The sequence below is a fragment of the Pseudomonas sp. LABIM340 genome (assembly GCF_040017195.2).
Lineage (GTDB): Bacteria > Pseudomonadota > Gammaproteobacteria > Pseudomonadales > Pseudomonadaceae > Pseudomonas.
Window position 1 is genome coordinate 6,306,181 of the sequence record NZ_CM200227.1, and the last position, 16,838, is coordinate 6,323,018.

13 protein-coding genes are annotated in these 16,838 nt (G+C 65.5%); all 13 read right to left on the bottom strand.

Annotated features, from left to right (window positions below; genetic code table 11):
• Entirely contained in the window at nt 1-2,616 is a 2,616-nt protein-coding gene (locus ABKS89_RS29010) for a GH39 family glycosyl hydrolase (protein WP_348588508.1), read from the bottom strand.
• On the bottom strand, nt 2,585-3,817 hold the full coding sequence (locus tag ABKS89_RS29015) for a glycosyltransferase family 4 protein (RefSeq protein WP_138213727.1): 1,233 nt from the start codon (nt 3,815-3,817) through the stop codon (nt 2,585-2,587). The genes ABKS89_RS29010 and ABKS89_RS29015 overlap by 32 nt, the downstream gene beginning before the upstream one ends.
• On the bottom strand, nt 3,814-4,812 hold the full coding sequence (locus ABKS89_RS29020; RefSeq protein WP_138213726.1) for a glycosyltransferase: 999 nt from the start codon (nt 4,810-4,812) through the stop codon (nt 3,814-3,816). Before ABKS89_RS29020 ends, ABKS89_RS29015 begins: the two co-directional genes overlap by 4 nt.
• A gap of 45 nt (nt 4,813-4,857) precedes the next feature.
• Nucleotides 4,858-5,385, bottom strand: a complete 528-nt coding sequence (gene rfaH / locus ABKS89_RS29025; protein ID WP_138213725.1) for a transcription/translation regulatory transformer protein RfaH — start codon at nt 5,383-5,385, stop codon at nt 4,858-4,860.
• Entirely contained in the window at nt 5,382-6,131 is a 750-nt protein-coding gene (locus ABKS89_RS29030) for a WbqC family protein (protein WP_138213724.1), read from the bottom strand. The genes rfaH and ABKS89_RS29030 overlap by 4 nt, the downstream gene beginning before the upstream one ends.
• 27 nt (nt 6,132-6,158) lie before the next feature.
• On the bottom strand, nt 6,159-8,372 hold the full coding sequence (locus ABKS89_RS29035; RefSeq protein ID WP_138213723.1) for a polysaccharide biosynthesis tyrosine autokinase: 2,214 nt from the start codon (nt 8,370-8,372) through the stop codon (nt 6,159-6,161).
• Between the two features lie 31 nt (nt 8,373-8,403).
• Entirely contained in the window at nt 8,404-9,333 is a 930-nt protein-coding gene (locus tag ABKS89_RS29040; protein ID WP_138213722.1) for a glycosyltransferase family 2 protein, read from the bottom strand.
• A gap of 2 nt (nt 9,334-9,335) precedes the next feature.
• Nucleotides 9,336-10,856 (bottom strand): lipopolysaccharide biosynthesis protein, encoded by a 1,521-nt coding sequence (locus tag ABKS89_RS29045; RefSeq protein ID WP_348588510.1) that lies wholly within the window; start codon nt 10,854-10,856, stop codon nt 9,336-9,338.
• Between the two features lie 10 nt (nt 10,857-10,866).
• Nucleotides 10,867-11,961, bottom strand: coding sequence for a DegT/DnrJ/EryC1/StrS family aminotransferase (locus ABKS89_RS29050; RefSeq protein ID WP_348588511.1), 1,095 nt, complete (start codon nt 11,959-11,961; stop codon nt 10,867-10,869).
• 57 nt (nt 11,962-12,018) lie between these two features.
• Complete coding sequence (locus tag ABKS89_RS29055) at nt 12,019-13,440, bottom strand: hypothetical protein (protein ID WP_138213719.1); 1,422 nt, start codon at nt 13,438-13,440, stop codon at nt 12,019-12,021.
• Nucleotides 13,440-13,907 (bottom strand): hypothetical protein, encoded by a 468-nt coding sequence (locus ABKS89_RS29060; protein ID WP_348588512.1) that lies wholly within the window; start codon nt 13,905-13,907, stop codon nt 13,440-13,442. The genes ABKS89_RS29055 and ABKS89_RS29060 overlap by 1 nt, the downstream gene beginning before the upstream one ends.
• A gap of 576 nt (nt 13,908-14,483) precedes the next feature.
• Nucleotides 14,484-15,452 carry a sensor domain-containing diguanylate cyclase gene (locus ABKS89_RS29065; RefSeq protein ID WP_081515216.1) on the bottom strand — a complete coding sequence of 323 codons (969 nt, stop codon included), beginning with the start codon at nt 15,450-15,452 and terminating at the stop codon, nt 14,484-14,486.
• Between the two features lie 137 nt (nt 15,453-15,589).
• Nucleotides 15,590-16,771, bottom strand: coding sequence for a delta-9 fatty acid desaturase DesA (gene desA / locus ABKS89_RS29070; protein ID WP_081515215.1), 1,182 nt, complete (start codon nt 16,769-16,771; stop codon nt 15,590-15,592).
• Nucleotides 16,772-16,838 lie beyond the last annotated feature (67 nt).

Here is a 16,838-nt window from a genome sequence, read left to right on the forward strand (position 1 = left end):
TCAGCGCAACGACAGTTGCGGGGTCGACGCGCTGCGCACCAGGGTGGGCGACTCGTCGATGCGGATGCTGGCCTGGCAGTCGCCGCCCCCTGCGGGGCACTGCCAGGGCACCGGCCGGCCCTCGCGGCGGGCGATCCCTTCGACGGCGTCCAGGCGCCAGAGGGTGTCGCTGCTGCCGGGCTTGCTGGTGATGTTCAAGGTCTGCTCGTGGCCCAGGGTCCAGGCCACCAGGATTTCCTCGCTGGCCTTGGCGAAGCGCAGCAGGTAGACGTTCGGGTCTTCGTTCGGCACGCGACCGACGAAGCGGTAGCGGCCGATGATGTCGGCGATGCTGGCCATCGCGTGGTAGGCCGGCTTGGGCTGTCCGCCGGCGGTGAGCAGGCCGAAGTTGTGCTCCATGTCCGTGCGGTCGATGCCGTCGTCCACCAGGTCGTACCACCAGGCGCCCTTCACGTTCGGCAGGCTGCGTACCAGCACGTAGGCGCGGGCCAGGTAGGCGGCCTGGCGCTCGCGGCTGATGCCGCAATCGCCTTCGTGGGCCGGCCAGCTGAACTCGGTGAAGTACAGCGGGACCGGTTTGCCGGCGGCGTTTTCCAGCTTCTGGTTGACGCCCTGGAACCAGTTCAGCCAGGCCTCGGGGGTGGACATCTCGCGCTCGCAGTACACCGAGGGGTGCAGCGAGATACCGTCGACGACATCCAGCACGCCCCCACCGGCGATGCGCTCGGCGAAGCCCTGGCGAATGCCCTTGAGGGTGACGGCCCCGGCGAGAATTCTGGCCTGCGGGTCTTCCTCGCGGATCACCTTGGCGGCCGCGCGCACCAGGGTCAGGTAGTCGTCGCTGAAGTCCTTGTCGGTGGCGTTTTCCGAGTCCCACTCGTTCCACACTTCGTAGTAGGCGACTTGCCCCTTGAAGCTGCGCACCACGTAGCGCACGTAACGCAGGTAGCCCTCGCGGGAGGCGTCGTCGCGCGGCTTGGCGTTACCGTAGAACTGGTTCTCGTTGCCCAGGATCAGCAGCGTGTCTATCCCCAGGCTGCGGGTGCTGCGCAGCTGTGCGCGCCAGGCGGCGTCGATGGACAGCACGCCGCGCTCGCGCTCGACGCTGGACCAGTAGGCGTCGTCGCGGAACGACAGGATGCCGGCCTCGCGAGCCAGGCGATTGATGCCGTCGCGATTGCCCGCGCGGATGTTCTGGTGGGTACTGGCGCCGACGATGAATTCCGCCGGACCGAGATTTTCCACCGGTGCCTCGTTGGCCAGGCTGCGCGGTGACTGCAGCAACCCGCCGATCAGCAGAGCGCAGGCCAGCAGACTGAGCATGCCGCCCTGCAGGCGCAGGGTGCGCGGTGCCGGCTGCGGCGCGGTCTCGCCCGGCAGGCGCAGGGCGCGGCCGATGGCCAGGCCGAGAAACAGGCTGGGAATCGGCGACTCGAGCACGTCGCTGGTCCAGGCGATGAGCAGGATGCAGTAGGCGATGCCGAGCAGCGCGCGGGCTTCGCGGCCGGGTTGGCGTTGCAGGCGCATCAGCATCGGCACCGCCAGCAGGTAGAGGGCGACGCCGGCCACGCCGAACAGGCACCAGAGGTAGAGCAGCGAATTGTCCGCCACCGCCAGCTGCTCGACGCCGAAGACCGGGAAGGCCGCGTAGGCGCTGCCCGTCATGCCCAGCCCGGCGCCGGTATAAATCCAGCCGTTGTAGTCCATCACCTTGATCAGGTTCGGCCAGGTATTGACCAGACGATCCACCATCGAGCCCATCAGGTTGTCGCCGGTGGCGGTGGCCAGGTACGGGTCGACATGGCCGTACAGGCCGTACAGCGGCAACGCCAGCGCGCCGAGCACCACCAGCAGCGCGGCCAGCAGGAACAGCAGGCGCTGGCGGCTGATGCTCATCACCAGCAGGGCCAGGAAGAAGGCGCCGGCGGAGGACTTGTTGGTGGTCAGCACGATACCGACCAGCGCAATCAGGTAGATCAGCCCACGCACCGGCAGTGCCAGGCGGAAGGACCCCAGATACAGGCTGAACACCGCCAGCATCATCGCCAGGCTTGAGGACATCCGCGAGAAGCCGGCGATACGATCCAGGCCATAGGCGCTCCAGGAACGGTTGCCGCTGATCTCGACGCCGCCCATGGAGTAGGTGTAACCCTTCCACGGCACGTTGATGGTGAGGTCCAGGGCGATGCCCAGCAGGGACGCGAGCAGGCAGAAGAAGATGATCCAGCCCACGGCCTTGCGGTGCATTTCCAGGTACTGGCCGCAGAGCAGGCCGAACAGTAGCGGCGCGTAGATGAAGACGGAGAAGAAGCCGCTCTGGGATTCGGCGCCGTGCAGCCGGCCGAGCAGCAGCGAAGCCGCCGCGAGGATCAGCAGCAGCCACAGGCCGCGCTGCTGCGGGCGAGTGAACAGCTCCCAGCCCACCGCGACGATGCAGGCCACCTTGGGCAGGTAGACGATGGCCGACAGACCGGCCTGGTCGGTGTAGAAGCGCAGCGCGCCGTTGAAGGTCTCCACCAGCAGCAAGGCCACCAGCACCCCGAGCGCCAGCAAGGAGCGGTCGAAGGTCACGCGGCGGTCGACCTCAAAGCGTGGATACGGGGATTGCAGTTCCATGCTGGACTCCGCGGGTAAGCAGGGTGTGGCGCAGGATGGCTTCGTATTCGTCGAGCATCCGTTCCACGCTGAGCATCGGTGCCACGACTTCACGGGCGCGCGCGGCCAGGCGCTGGCGCAGCGCCGGGTCACGCACCAGGCGCTCGATGGCGTCGCCCAGCGAGTCGCTCCGGTCGGGCGAGCAGAGCAGGCCGTTGATTTCGTCCAGAACGATTTCCGTCAGGCCGCCCATGCGCGAGGCGATCACCGGCAGGTGGTGGGCACAGGCCTCCAGCGCCACCAGGCCGAAGGATTCCGGGGACAGGCTGGGCACCACGGCGACGTCGATCTCGCTGAAGAACTCAGCCGCCTTGCGGTAGCCGACGAAGTGCACGCGCTGGGGGTCGGCGAGCGACTTCAGCTGGTTCACGTAGGCGCCGTCGCCCCGTCCGGCGATCAGCAGCGAAGCATCGTCACTGCGTGCCTGAAACTGCTCGATCAGCCACTCCACGCCCTTGTTCGGGGTCAGCGCGCCGATGAAGCCGAAGCGCAGCGGGCGACGCCCGCTTGCCGGTGGCGCGACGGTCACCTCCGCCATCGGCGAGCCGTTGTAGACCACATGGGTCTGGCTACCGGCGAAGTACCCGGCATCGAGCAGCGCATTGAGCTGGTAGCGGCTGACGCCGACTACTGCATCGACTTCGCTCGAAGCCGATGCGTGGGAGCGCCGCAGCAGCGCACAGGACGCGCACTGCTGCTCGCAGTGGCGGCCCTTGTTGAAGCGCACGCCGCGCGGGCAGGTGAGGTACTGGTCGTGAAGTATCTGGACCAGCGGCAGGCCGGCATCGCGGATCGCATCCCAGGCGGAGATCGACCAGCCCGACAGGTTGTGGCAGACCACCACGTCGGGCTCGACCTCTTCCAGCACCTTCGCCAGCACACTGCGCATGCTGCGGTTGTAGCGGTCCAGCCCGTGCCAGGCGAGGCGCTTCAGCGTGCCATGGCGCTTCTCGTCGAACGGCCAGTAAAGATTGCGCAGACCGGCGCGCAGCACCGTTACACCGTTCAGCGTCTCGTGCTGCAGGCCCTCGTCCGGCCCGGTGCAGAGCACCTGAACGTCGTGGCCACGCCCGCGCAGGCCCTCGGCCATGTGCTGCAGCATGACTTCCGTCCCGCCACCGATGTTCGGGGCGTAGAGGGTGTTGAGCAGCAGCACTCTCATAGCGGGTAGGACCGGTTCATGCCGAGGCTGCCGGCCTCGCCATCACGGATTGCCTGCAGCAGCAGGGCCAGGCGACTCTCGCGCTGGTGACGGCGGGCGAAGAAGTGCAGCAGGCGAATGAACACCCAGCGGTTGAAGCGGTACATCAGCGGCGAGGTGACCCACAGATTCTTGTCGAACCAGGCCTGGTTGCGCGCGGCGTAATAGGCGCGCAGGTCGGAGCTGCCGAGCAGGTAAGTCTCGTAGATGTTGGAGGTGCGCGCCTTGATGTTCCAGGAGTTCTCCAGGTCATCCAGGCCCGCTTCGGGCACCAGGTAGAGGTGGCCGCCCAGGGCGCCGATGCGGAAGGTGTATTCGGTGTCGTCGGCGTAGAGCACCAGGTCGCGGCGCGGCAGGCCGATGCGGCGGAACAGGTCGGCATGCCCGAGCAGGCCGCCGTAGTAGGCGAACGGCAGCTCCAGCAGCGGCTGCGCCGGGCGCGGCTTCGGCTTGCCCCAGGGCGTGCGTCGCCACAGCTTGTAGGGCAGCTGGCGAACGTGGAAGCCGAAATAGCTGGAGCGCGGCGGCGCGATGAAACGGGTCGGCACGCCGGAGGCGACGTCGGCCTGATGGGTAGGGCGGAAGCCGAGCACGGCGGTGTTGTCGGCGCCATGGCGCAGGGCGCAGTCGATCAGGCGTTGCTTGAGGAGCGGGAAGGAGCCCGGCGTCGGGGCGTTGTCGTCATCCATCAGCCAGATGAAATCGCAGCCGGTCTTCAGCGCAGCCTCGATGCCCACGGCGTAGCCATTGGCCGAGCCGGTGTTGCTGTCCAGCTCGATGACCTGCACGCGGTTTGGCCAGAGCATGAACAGCTGATCGAGCTCCGCCACGGAGGCATTGCTGACGACGATGGCGCGGGTGATTTCCTTCTCGCGGAAGGCGCGCGCCAGCAGTTCCTGCAGGTAGTCCAGGCGATCGCCATAGGTCAGCGTCACCAGCACGGTCGATCCATTCATCTTGCCACTCCTCCTTGTACCTGGCCTTGTCTGGGGGTTTGCGCCTCAGGCGCGCCAGCCGTCGTTGCCGCTCAGCGCCGAGAGCTGGCTGAGCGGGACCCGGATGCGTTGTTCGCGTTGCAGCAGGTTGAGCAGGATCAGGGCGCGTTCGGTGCCGTCGTCGCAGAGGAAGATGGCCTCCACTTCACATTCGCCAGAACACTTCAGGCGCACGACCTGGCCTTCGTGGAAGCCGCTGGAGGGCCGCTCGGGCATGGCTGCCAGGCGCTCGCGGATGCCTTCCACCAGGTCGTCGGCCACCGCCAGCGGCTGCGCGCCGAAGCTGACGATGCGCGCCACGCCCCGGGTGGAGCGGATCGGGAACCAGTTGTCGTGCTGCTGATCGAGGCGGATGAACAGGTAGCCGGGGAACAGCGGCTGCGGCCGGCTGCCCTGCTTCACCACCGGGCGGTAGCAGGAGAAGCCCTGGCGGCCGAGGTTCTCCTCGGCGCGCAGTTCCTGGTGCGGTTTGGTCTGGATCAGGTACCAGCGATACTGCGCGGCTTGCAGGCCAACGCTGACAGCGGAATTCATGACTCGTACTCCCCGAGGATGTCGGACGACGGAGCGGGTCGCTCCAGGGTGTAGCGGCCTAGCAACCGCTGCATCTCGTCCGGTGGGTTGAACATCAGCACGTCGATGATCGACAGGCTGGGGACGAAATCCGGGCTGAACTGCGGGTAGCTCAGCTCGTCCATGCGCAGGAACTGCAACTCCAGGCCATGGGCCTGGAACACATCGGGCGAGTACAGGTGGCGACCGCCCTCCGGGTTGAGGTAGATGTCGCCGCCACTCTGCTTCACCGCCTCGATCAGGCGCTGGTCGCGGCCGATGTCCTCGGCCAGCTCCAGCTCCGAGGCCCGCACCATCGGCGTGTCGATGCCGATGTAGTGGCAGATGCGGCGGATCGAGTGCTCGGCGAAGTGCGACAGGTTGCGCTCGGGGTGCTCGAGGATTTCCTCCAGCAGCGGCATCACCTGCTCGTAGCACGGCGCGCGGTGGTAGGCATGGCGGATGGTGTGCAGCAGCCGCCGGTTGCTCAGCTGCATCTGCTCGCTAAGCCTGCGTTCGTTGATCGCCTGGGTCTGCGAGCCCTGCTCCAGGGGAAAGCTGAACTGCCAGATCTTCCCGCCGACCAGCAGGCGATTGCGGTTGATCCACCCACGCCGGGTGTACTGCAGGCTGTCGCCGAGAATGAACAGGCCGCTCGCGGCGATCAGCTGGAAGTACCCCAGGTAGGGGAACAAGTACGGCTGCATGAGGCTGACGATATGGACCATGGCTGCATCCTTTCCCTAGATTCCCTTTCAGTCCTTGGCGTCGTAGCGATAGGCGTAGGCGCCGTAGTCGTACGCCGCGGTCGAGGCCTTGCGTTTCACCCCGTTGAGGATGGCGCCCTGCAGGTGGATGCCGCTCTGCGCCAGGCGCCGCCGCGCGGTGTCGATCTCGCTCGCCGGGCTCTGGCCGAAGCGCGTCACCAGCAGGCAGATGCCGCACAGCCGGCCGACCAGGGCGGCGTCGGTCACCGCCAGCACCGGCGGCGTGTCGACTATCACCAGGTCGTACATCGACGAGGCATCGCGCAGCAGCTGGGCGAAGTTGTCGTGCATCAGCAGTTCGGACGGGTTGGGCGCGGCGAAGCCACAGGAGATGAAGTCCAGCTCCGGCACCTCGGTGGGCAGGATCACTTCGCTCAGCGGACGGTGCGAACTCAGCGCGTCGGACAGGCCGTGGCGCGGGGTCAGGCCGAATACCCGGTGCAGGTAGCCCTTGCGCATGTCGGCGTCGATCAGCAGGGTGCGCAGGCCCGATTGCGCGACGATGGCCGCGAGGTTGCTGGAGACGAACGACTTGCCGGCGCCCGGCGCCGGGCTGGTGAGCATCACCACATTGTTGCGCGCTTCGAGCAGGGCGAAGTGCAGGTTGGTACGCAGGCTGCGGATCGCCTCGTTGGCCAGGTCGCCGGGGGCAGACGCGGCGAGCAGCTTGGGCGTGTGGCCGAGGATGTCGCTCTTGCGCTCTTTCTCCAGGCGCTCCTGCTGCCGCGAGTAGGGAACCGCGGCGAGCACGGAGAGGCCCAGCTGCTCGATCGCCTCGGGATTCTCCACGCCACGGTAGAAGGCCTGGCGCAGGAACAGGATGCCGAGGGCGACGCAGAAGCCGAGCAAGGTCGCGAGCAGCACGATGACCTTGCGCATGGGCTTGGCCGGTTGCTCGACGTTGGCCTGGGCGGTGTCGATCACCCGCACGTTGCCGATGGTGCCGGCACGGATGATGTCCTGCTCCTGGGCCTTGTTCAGCAGGCTGGTGTAGGTCTGCCGGGTGACCTGCATGTCACGGGACAGGCGCAGCAGTTCCTGCTGGGTGGCCGGCAGGGTCTGGATGCGTTTCTGCAGTTGCGCCTTGCGGTCTTCCAGGCTGGACATCTGCTTGAGCAGGGCCTGGTAGGTCGGGTGCGACGGGGTGTAGAGGCGGTCGTAATCGGCACGCTTGAGCTTGAGTTCGGAGAGCTGGTTGTCGATGCCAACGACCTGGTCCAGCACGCCGCGGGTCTCGACGCTGATGTCGGCGGACTTGGCGGTGGTCTGGTAGGCGTTGTAGGCGTTCTCGGCGCGCTCCAGGTCCAGGCGCACCACCGGCAGCTGCGAGCGCAGGAACTGCAGGCGCTGGGAGGCTTCGGCGGAGCTGCGTTCAACGTTCTGCAGCACGTAGAGGTGGCTGATCTTGTCGAGGATGCGGTCAGCCTGCAGCGGGCTCGGATCTTCCAGGGTCATGTAGATGATCCCCGAGTCCTTGCCGGCCTCGACCACCTTGAGCAGCTTCTGGTAGTTCAGGGTGGTGGTCAGCAGGCGGTTCTTGGCCACGATGAACTCGGTGCCGGGGCGCGCCACCAGTTCGTCCACCTCGATGCTGAAGCCCTTTTCCAGCACCGGCTTCTTCAGCTCGCCGCGCAGGATCAGCTGGTCGTCGGCGTTGAGCAGGTGGTAGGCGTCGCCGCCATCGGCCACCAGGGTCAGCGGCTCGCCCAGGTACTCCTCCGGCACATCGAGGGAGAACACCTTGATCTGCTCGCCGCCCCAACCATAGGAGCCCATGCCCAGCCAGGGCGCGGACAGGGCCTCACCGGCTTCGGGGTGGTAGCGCCGCGCCAGGTAGTCACCGATCAGCGGCAGGTGCTTGGGCTTGGCGATGATGTCCAGCTTGAGCAGCTCGACCGCCTTGCCGAGCACCGCGCGGGACTTCAGCAACTCGATCTCGGTGGCGGCGATGGACACGGAGTCGGGGCGGTTGATCACCTCCGGCGTGCCGTTCAGGCCGTTCTTCTTCTGTTCGATCTGGATCATCGCGCCGGAAACGTAGATCGGCGTGGCGATTACCGCGTAGAAGAGCCCGAGCACGGCGAACAGGCCGGTGACGGCGAGGATCATCTTCTTGTGATCGAACAGCAGGCGCAGCAGGCCGGCCACATCGATGCGGGTGTCCTGGAGCGTTTCCAGGGACGAGCGGGGCATGACACTCATGGACTTCCATCCTCCATTGAGGTGGCGCGGCTCAGCGCGCCTGTACCGGGTTCAGCCGCTTGAGCAGGTTGGCGCCGTGGTTGCCGATCAACATCAGGAAGGCTTGCACCTTGCGCATGGGCGAGATGGCAGCCATCGACATCCGGCAGACCTGCATCAGGAAGTACTCGTTGAGCTCCTGGTTGCCCAGGCGCTGGTAGTAGCGCGACAGGCAGTAGTAGGTGTGCAGGGTCATTTGCTGCTGCACGCGGTCGGCCTGCATGGAGAAGATTCCGCCCTGGTGCACGCGATAGGCCGCCGGGCGGATTTCCTCGATGAAACGGCCCTTGCCGAAGGCCCCCAGCAGCGACCACCAGCACAGGTCGACCATGCGCGTGGTGCGCAGCTCCTCGGGCATCTCGGTGAGGACATTGCGGAAGCAGGTGGTGAGGGTGGAGATCGGCCGGGCCTGCTGCAGCTCCAGGCGGCTGGCGTCGCGGCGGTACTTGCCGGTGAGCTGCCGGGGCTTGATCACGCCGTCCTCGTTGTAGGTGTAGGCGTCGTGGTAGGTGATCACGTAGTCCGGGTTCTGCTCCAGGAAGTCGACCTGGATCTGCAGCTTGCGCGGGTCGGTCCAGTAGTCGTCGCCCTCGCAGTAGGCGATGTAGCGGCCCCGGCACTTGCGGAACACCGGCAGGCCGTGGGAGACGCCCTTGGAGTACTGGTTTTCCTTGTGGAAGATCGGCTTGATGATGTGCGGGTAGCGCGCGGCGTAGTCGGCGATCAGCTCGCTGGTGCCGTCGTTGGAGGCGTCGTCGTTGACCAGCACTTCGAAGCGGAAATCGGTGACCTGCTCGAGGAAGCTGTCCAGCGTGCGGCCGATGTAGTTCACCTGGTTGTAGGCCAGGCAAACGATGCTCAACAGAGGCTTCGGGTCTTCCGGCCAGTTGGAAAGGATCTGCAGCTCGGAGCGGATATCCATGTCTAGACACTCGGCTTGTGGGACGGTTTGAACAGGCGCAGCAAAGCCGGGGCAGAGCCCGCGCCCACGAGGAACAGGGTGATCAGGCCGCACACGGCCAGCGCCGCCAGCAGCCACAGGCGCTCGCCGGAGCGGGCCAGCAGCGCGTAGAAGGGTTCGCTGAGCAGCAGGCCGGCGGCGCTGAGCGCGGCGATCTGCAGGGTGTCGCGCAGCCACGGGCCATGCAGGCCGGGAGCGAAGGCGTGGTGCACGATCGCCGGCCAGATCAGGAACGACACCAGGCGCAGGCCGAACCAGCACAGCGCCACGCCGAGCACGCCGTAGAGGTAGGCGCTGGCGATCACCAGCGGCACGGTCACCAGGGTGGAGATGACCGTGTACCAGACGTGCATGCGCAGCAGGCCGTGGGCGTATTGCAGGTAGAACTGGAAGCTGGCCACCGCCAGCAGGCCTGAGCCGAGTACGTACCAGGCCAGGATCGGCCGGCACCAACTGGCGGCCACGGCATCGCCGCTCCAGGCCAGGACCAGGTCATGACCATGAGCGGCGATCACCGCGACCATCGGGAACAGCAGCACACAGACGAAACGGTTCGCCTTCAGATAGAGCTGCTGCATGTCTTCGTGGCGTTGTTCGGCGACCAGCACGGTCATGCGCGGCAGCAACGACTGCGCCAGCGGATTGACCAGTGTGAGGACGCCGCCGGAAATCAGCGCCACCAGGGAGAAGTAACCGTACTGCTGCAACGGCAGCAGATTCGACAGCAGGACCTTGTCCAGCTGGGTGAGCACGATCCACAGGCAGGAAGTGAAGGACATGCCCAGAGCAAAGGGCAGTACCGGACGCACCGTGTCCCAGCAGAAGCGGGTCAGCAGGCGCACGCCCATCCACAGGTAAGCCTTGCCGCCCAGCAGCAGCGCCTCGATCAGCGACACCGCGACCTGGAACTGGAAGAACACCAGCGGGTCCTGGCTGACCTGCGCCACCAGCAGCAGGCCGCCGAAGTAGCGCAGGGTGGTGATGAACACGTTCACTGCGTTGATGAAGCCGTGCAGCTCCTGCCCCTGCAGCGCGCTGCGGTACAGGGTGGCGTACAGCCGCAGGGCCACCAGCAGGCCCATCAGGCTGATGCACTGCGCGACCAGCTCGGGCGAGAGTTGCTGCACATTGAGCCACTGCCCGGCGACCCAGTGGCTGCCGCCCCAGACCGCCAGGCTGCTGAGCAGGGTCAGCGGCAGCAGGATCAGTTCGAAGGAACGCAGCAGGCGGGCCTGGGCCTGCTCTTCACCGCTGACGCCGCGGCCGTGGGCAACCTGGCGCACCAGCGCCGGCGACAGGCCCATGTCGAGCAACAGCAGCCAGCTCTGCAACACCGCGAAGAAGCCGATCAGGCCGTAGGCCTCGGCCCCGAGGTGGCCGAGGTAGAACGGCTGGATCAGGATGCCGATGACGATGGCGTACGCCTGCCCTGCGTAATTGATCAGGGTGTTGCGGACCATCGACAGCGAGCGTGCGGTGCGCATGATCGTCCCCTTACACCGCGACAGCGACGCGGCCGCTTTCCAGCAGCAGCACTTCGATCACCGCGCGCTGGATCTCCTGCGGCAGACCCGGGTACAGCGGCAGGCAGAGGATGCGCTGGCTCAGCTCGCGGGACAGAACCTGCGGCACCTGCGGGGCGAGGTAATCGAGGGTATCCAGCGACGGGTAGAAGTAACGCCGCGGGTTGACCCCGATCTCGTTCAGCGCGGTGCGCACGCGCAGCACCTGGGCTTCGTCGCGCAGACCGATGGGGTAGTAGCTGTTGTTCAGCCGCGCGTAGCTCTCGCTGGCCTGCAGGTCGTAGTAGCCGCTGAGGGCTGCGGTGTAGCGGGCGGCGATCTCCTCGCGCTGGGCGAGGATGGTGTCGATCTCGTCGAGCACGCACAGGCCCATGGCGGCGGAGAACTCGTTGAGCTTGGCGTTGATCCCCAGGCCGACGATCTGGTCGACGCCGGCGATGCCGAAGTTGCACATCAGGCGGATCTGCTTCGCCAGCTCGTCGTCGGAGGTGACGATGGCGCCGCCCTCGATGGTGTGGAACAGCTTGGTGGCATGGAAGCTCAGGGTGGTGGCATCACCCCAGGCCAGCACCGACCGGTCGCGGTAGCGCGAGCCGAAGGCGTGGGCGCCGTCGTAGATCACTTTCAACTGGTTGCGCTGGGCCACCGCCTGAATCTCCTCCACCGCACAGGGATTACCGAACACGTGGGTGGCGACGATGGCGGTGGTATCCGGCGCAAGGCTGGCTTCGATGCGCGCAGGGTCGAGGTTCCAGGTCCGCGGGTCGATGTCGGCGAAGCGCGGGCGGATGCTCTCCCACTGCAGCGTGCTGCTGGTGGCAACGAAGCTGAAGGGGGTGGTCACGGCACTGCCGGTCACGCCCAGGGCCCGGTAGGCCACTTGCAGGGCGATGGTGCCGTTGTTGGTCAGAATCACATGGCGAACGCCGAAGTAGTCCTGCAGGCGCTCTTCCAGTTCCGTGACGAAGGGGCCGTGGTTGGTGATCCAGCCGGAGGCATAGATCTGGTCCACGTAGGCCTTGAACTTCTCCGGGTTACCCAGGTAGGTCTTGGTCACATTGATCACGGTCGCATCCCTCTCTTGGATGGAAAGTCCGTTGGCTGTCGAGCCGGCGCGCGCCGCTCAACCCAGTGCCGACAGCGCGAAGGGCGCGTCGTCGATGCCGGTGTGGCTGTGGTCTTGAGAAGCTTGCTCGGCTTGCGTTGCGCGGTTGGCCAAGTGCTCCTGCAGGGCCTCGATGACCCGGCCGCTGGCGTCGTTGTGGAACTGCCAGACGCCGTAGATGCGGCTGTCGAAGGAGCGCTCGCTGCCCAGCATCGGGTTGGCCGCCAGACCGGACCCGAGGCCGAAGCTGTAGAGGCCGGGAATCGGCCGTCCGGTGTGGTCACGCAGGCAGCCGGCAGCGTCGGAATCCAGCCCGCCCTTGCTCTCGCGCACCTGCAGCGGCTCGCCGTTGGCCCGGCGCAGGGCCGGCAGGCATGGCTGGTAGCCGATGGCCTGGACGAACACGCCGTCGTCGCTGCAGCACTGCTCCAGGCGTTCGCGCGCGGCAGGTGAGCGATCTTCCAGGCACAGCAGCTCGACCTTCACCCGGGTGCCGCTGACCACGCCGTTCGAGAGCACGTCAGTGCCGACCTGGTGGGCGCGGTAGCGCAGGCCGCCGGAGCGGTTGACCCGACCGGACACCGGACAAACATCCATGCCCTCGTCCACTCCATAGCCGGCCGCGCGAGCTTCCTCGACGCTCTCGAAGAACAGGCGGATCGGCGCGCGGTGCAGCAGGGTGATCTGCTCCAGGCCCAGGCAGTCCAGGGCGCAGGCGAGGTTGTCGAGGATCGAGAAGGCGCTGTGGGAACCACCGACCACGGTGAAGCGGGTGCCCGGGGTCACCCGGTCGCCGAACAGCTCCACCAGCTCGGCGGCGTTCAGGCTCAGCAACGCGTCGGAGGAGTAGACCGTGGGGCCGTCGTGGGACAGGTGCAGGTCTTGCTCGGCCAGGCTCCAGTTCAGGTACTCGCGGTTCTGCCGGCCGCCCAGGTTCATCACCAGCGCGCCGGCGTCGATCTGCGCGGTGTGGGAGCCGCTGCGCAGCGCCAGCTGGAAGCTGCCGTCGTCCAGTGCGGTGATCTTTTCGATACGCGTACCCAGCGCCACTTCGACACCCAGGTGCTCGGTGACGTAGCGCATGAACAGCGTCGAGGCGTGCGCCAGCAGCTCGCCCACCTGGGTGAGCATCGGCGCGCCATGGGGATCGTTCTGCAGGGCGCGGAACGCGCTGGAATGCGCCAGCGGCGCGAAGATGGGCAACAGCGCCGGATCGCGCAGGCAGTCGAGGAACACATCGCCCACCGAGTTGGCGGTGATGTGGTAATCCCCCAACCGGCCACGGCCGACCGCCAGTGCAGCGTCCACGACCAGCAGGCCATCGCGGGCGAGGCTCGCCAGCGCACCGGTCTTGTAGGCGTTGAACAGGAAGCCCATGCCTGCCGGGCCGGCGCCGCCGACCACACAGGCATAGTTGGAACGAAGCGTTTGCTCGGCCATCAGCCTTGACTCCCAGCGCGTCGGGGCGCGCGGCTTTCGTGAGGCCGGCGCTGTCGGCCGGCAGGGTGGCAGCGCTCGCGCCGGAATTCCGTCACTCGCGGCGCAGCCGCCGTCGCGCGGACCTTCCTCGGGAAGGTCACGGGAGTCAGTTCGGAATGGATGGCGAACGCCTGCAGAAGAACTTCGTCACGACGCCGAAGTTGCTGTTTCAAAAATGAAACGCACACTGTCTGGCGCGGCTTTATTTCCGGGGAAAGTTCATCTTTGTTACACCGCAAAGAACCGGCATAACAAAATTTCGAACTAAAGGAATCAGCTCGACTAAACTTTTTATTAACGCCTTGGGGATTGGCGCCAAACTCCCGCAGTTTCACCAGCGAAACACTTCCCGTCCGGGAAGCGCCGCTCTTTTTGCCTGTTTCGACGGCACGATAAGTTCCGTCGCTTTCCATTGTTCCAGCGGCCATCGTCACTCACTCCAGTCCAGGAGGTGCTCTACGCCGGGCCATAATCAAAATTCGAAGACAAGGCTACCGCCCGAGTTCGAATGACCCGATTCGATTAACGACAATCAACTGTTCGTCCCTGGAGTGGCCGTTACTTTTCGCTGGGCAAAGCTACCGCCCCTCGGCCAAGTTCCGAAAATCTGGAAAAACAAAAAGCAAAAATCTATCGCGCTTCCGCAGCGAGAGGCTGGCGAAAGTTGTCAGGCAGCGATAGGAAAATGACAGGAAGAAGAGGTGGCAGAATCTTCCATGACCTTACTGCTCGTGCGACTGCTCCCTGAGGTGTCTCATCCGGACACCACACGATATTGCTATGTGGATAGTAATAGTGGGGGGGACGAAGGCATGTCAACGTAGGAAGCAGTCCTACGCCGGGATTCCGACAGAAGGCAAATCACGCTCCGTAAGCTATTGATTTATAATGCGTCATAAAGCCGACACAGGCATTTTGACAGCAGAAACATACAGCCCCGAATCTGCGAAAAAGGGATTAATCAGAAAGTATTAATGTTTCCACCGCGGACAGGCTGGAGTGTTTCATCCCTGAACAATGCGGTCCTTGCCGGTGCGTTTCGCCTGATACAGGGCCGCATCGGAACGGCTGTAGAGCGCGGAAAGATTCTGGTCATCGGGCTGTAGCAGAGTCAGCCCCTGGCTGATGGTGACGCTGAAGAAATGCTCGGCCTCGTTGAAGCGCAGGCGCTGTACTTCCCGCTGCAGGCGCTCGCCGATCTGTCGCGCCATGCTCTCGTCGCAACCGGGCAGCAGCACGGCGAACTCCTCGCCGCCGATGCGGCCGAACAGGTCGCCGCGGCGCAGCGCGCCCGCCCCGCTCTGGGCGATGCGCTGCAGGACCACATCACCGACCTGGTGGCCATAGACGTCGTTGATCTTCTTGAAGTCGTCCACGTCCAGCAGCAGGAAGGCCAACGGCGTGGAGGTCGCCTTGCAGTCGCGGAAGGCCTGCTCGGCGCTGTCGAAGAAGTAGCGGCGGTTGCTGCTCTGGGTCAGCACGTCGGTGGTGGCCAGGCGGTGCAGCTCGGTTTCCAGGTGCTTCTTGTCGGTGATGTCTTCGGCGATGCCGACGATCATCAGCGGCAAACCGGCATCGCTGTGCTGGCTGACGAAGCATTTGTCGCTGAGCCAGCGCACTTCACCGTCGGCGCGCAGGATGCGGTATTCGCGCTGCTCGATGGCGCCGCGCTGCAGCACTTCCTGCAGGGTGCTCTGGGCATAGTCCAGGTCATCGGGGTAGATGCAGTTGCGCCACTCGTTGTAGTCCGCCAGCAGCAGCGCGGCGGAGCGGCCGAAGATGCGCTCGTACGCCGGGCTGACATAGACCATGCGCTGGGCCTGCCAGTCGAAGGCCCAGAGTACCGAGTTCACGCTCGCCAGCAGCGCGCTGAAGAGCTGTTCGCGCTCCTTCAGGCGCGTCACCTCGGCGCGACTGTGCAGCAGTGCCAGCAAAGCCTCTTCCTGATCGGCCGGCAGTTTATTCTCATCCATGTATCAGCGTCCTCCCGCTCATTGACCGGGGCTATGACCGCAAACTACGCCAGGCTGCTGCAAATTAAACGAAAAGCCCGCCGAACGGCGGGCTTTTCTGAGACGCATCTCTCAACGTCCTAGGACGATTCCGCCAATCAGACGGCCGGACGCAGGGAGTAGGTCTTCAGTTGCTCGGCAAACTCGCGCAGGGACTGGATGCCGCTGGCTTCCGCCTCGTGCACCCACTGCTTGATCGCCGCGAGCATGTCGTGGCCGTTGGCGCTGGTTTTCACCCAGATCTGCTGCAGGGCCAGGCGCTTCTCGTAGATCACCTGCAGGGACTGGCTCTGCGCGAGCAGGTCCTGGATGCGCGCATGGTGGCGCTCTTCCAGCAGGCTGGTTTCACGCGAGAGCAGGCGCTTGGCGCGGCGGAACAGGTGGCGTACCGACTCGTCGGCCTTGGCCAGTTCCTGCTTCACCAGCGGGCCGATCACCAGCTTGCGGTACTGGGCCATGATCTGGAAGCGGTTGTTGAGGATGGCCATGGCGGTATCCATGTCCAGGTTGCCCTTGCCTTCCACGCGGTGCGCGATGGGTGCCACGCGGGCAACCTTGGCCAGGCGCAGGAAGCTGAACACCTTGATCCAGGCCCAGCCCAGGTCGAATTCCCACTTCTTCACCGACAGCTTCGCCGAGTTCGGGTAGGTGTGGTGGTTGTTGTGCAGCTCCTCACCGCCGATCAGGATGCCCCAGGGCACGAGATTGGTCGCGGCGTCGCGGCATTCGAAGTTGCGGTAGCCGACAGCGTGGCCCAGACCGTTGATGACGCCGGCGGCCCACACGGGGATCCACATCATCTGCACGGCCCAGACAGTCATGCCGAGCACGCCGAACAGGGCGAGGTCGATGATCGCCATCAGCACGATGCCGCCGATGGGGTAGCGCGAGTAAACGTTGCGCTCGATCCAGTCTTCCGGGCAGTTCTTGCCGTAGATACGCAGGGTATCGGGGTTCTCCGCCTCCTTGCGATACAGCTCGGCGCCGGTGCGCAGCACGGTGCCCAGGCCCTTGTACACAGGGCTGTGCGGGTCTTCGGCAGTTTCGCATTTGGCGTGGTGCTTGCGGTGGATGGCGGTCCACTCGCGGGTATTCATGGCCGTGGTCATCCACAGCCAGAAACGGAAGAAATGCTGCAGCGCCGGATGCAGCTCAAGCGCGCGATGCGCCGAGTAGCGGTGCAGATAGACGGTGACGCTGACGATAGTGATATGCGTCAGGACCAGAGTGACTGCCACCAGTTGCCACGGCGACAGGTCAAGGAAACCGTTGTACCACATAGGCGATACTGTACCTCGGAAGGGGGTAGAACTACGCCCTGCTGGGCGTGTTGTACCGGGAAAAGAC

Coding starts and splice junctions, on each gene's coding strand:
- ABKS89_RS29055 (WP_138213719.1), bottom strand. CDS start 13,440: ATGGCCGAGCAAACGCTTCGTTCCAACTATGCCTGTGTGGTCGGCGGC.
- ABKS89_RS29040 (WP_138213722.1), bottom strand. CDS start 9,333: ATGGATATCCGCTCCGAGCTGCAGATCCTTTCCAACTGGCCGGAAGAC.
- ABKS89_RS29045 (WP_348588510.1), bottom strand. CDS start 10,856: ATGCGCACCGCACGCTCGCTGTCGATGGTCCGCAACACCCTGATCAAT.
- ABKS89_RS29030 (WP_138213724.1), bottom strand. CDS start 6,131: ATGGTCCATATCGTCAGCCTCATGCAGCCGTACTTGTTCCCCTACCTG.
- desA (WP_081515215.1), bottom strand. CDS start 16,771: ATGTGGTACAACGGTTTCCTTGACCTGTCGCCGTGGCAACTGGTGGCA.
- ABKS89_RS29015 (WP_138213727.1), bottom strand. CDS start 3,817: ATGAGAGTGCTGCTGCTCAACACCCTCTACGCCCCGAACATCGGTGGC.
- ABKS89_RS29020 (WP_138213726.1), bottom strand. CDS start 4,812: ATGAATGGATCGACCGTGCTGGTGACGCTGACCTATGGCGATCGCCTG.
- ABKS89_RS29035 (WP_138213723.1), bottom strand. CDS start 8,372: ATGAGTGTCATGCCCCGCTCGTCCCTGGAAACGCTCCAGGACACCCGC.
- ABKS89_RS29065 (WP_081515216.1), bottom strand. CDS start 15,452: ATGGATGAGAATAAACTGCCGGCCGATCAGGAAGAGGCTTTGCTGGCA.
- rfaH (WP_138213725.1), bottom strand. CDS start 5,385: ATGAATTCCGCTGTCAGCGTTGGCCTGCAAGCCGCGCAGTATCGCTGG.
- ABKS89_RS29060 (WP_348588512.1), bottom strand. CDS start 13,907: ATGGCCGCTGGAACAATGGAAAGCGACGGAACTTATCGTGCCGTCGAA.
- ABKS89_RS29010 (WP_348588508.1), bottom strand. CDS start 2,616: ATGGAACTGCAATCCCCGTATCCACGCTTTGAGGTCGACCGCCGCGTG.